Raw genomic sequence first — 239 nt, forward strand, 5'->3', positions numbered from 1 at the left:
ATTTAGCAATATCAACAGCTTTTTTATAGTTTTGGTACCGCCGATTTATGACAGCAATAGAGATTTTACAAAAACAGTGGGGACACCAGGCTTTCAGGCCCTTGCAACAGGATATTATTGCGTCGGTTTTAGCGGGCAAGGATCGTTTGGCATTGTTGCCAACAGGTGGTGGCAAATCAATTTGTTTTCAGGTTCCTGCTTTAGGAAAGGAGGGCATTTGCCTCGTCGTTTCGCCATTA

General features: G+C 43.5%; 1 protein-coding gene. It reads left to right on the forward strand.

The window, feature by feature from the left end; all coding sequences use genetic code 11:
• Nucleotides 1–47 precede the first annotated feature (47 nt).
• Nucleotides 48–239: DEAD/DEAH box helicase (locus AC0IWT_RS20035; protein WP_471798517.1), on the forward strand; the 192-nt coding region annotated here is incomplete at its 3' end.

The sequence above is a fragment of the Pedobacter sp. AC464 genome (assembly GCF_979253075.1).